Raw genomic sequence first — 421 nt, forward strand, 5'->3', positions numbered from 1 at the left:
GGGACGCGCGAGCGCGGCGGCCTCGAAGCGCGCGATCACGCCTCGATAGGGATGCGCCCCGCCCGCCTCGCTCGTCCGGTGCGAAGCCGCCACGGCGCTGCCGGCCTTGCGCCGTGCCGCGGCACCGCGTGTGGTGGTGGTCGGCAGCCTCGCGCATCGCCTGCGTGCGGCGATCCACTTCGACGACCTGCAATGGACGCGCCGCTACGATCCTTGGCAGGCCTATGCGCAGTCGAAGCTGGCGATGCAGTTGTTCGCCTTCGAGTTGCAGCGGCGCAGCGAAGCGCGAGGCTGGGGGCTGACGGTCACCTCGGCGCATCCCGGTTTCGCGCGCACCGGTCTGCAAAGCGCCGGGCCGAACCTGGGCGGGGTGCGTCGCGCGGTGATCGCGCGGGCGCTGATGGCCGGCGTGCGGCCCTTG

Annotated in this window: 1 pseudogene; it reads left to right on the plus strand. The window is 73.4% G+C overall.

From position 1 onward, the window contains the following. Positions 1–106: 106 nt before the first annotated feature. A pseudogene (locus FQ746_RS01655) lies at positions 107–421 on the plus strand (short chain dehydrogenase); the annotation flags it as partial.

The sequence above is a fragment of the Paraburkholderia sp. BCC1886 genome, assembly GCF_900996245.1.
Classification (GTDB): Bacteria; Pseudomonadota; Gammaproteobacteria; order Burkholderiales; family Burkholderiaceae; genus Paraburkholderia.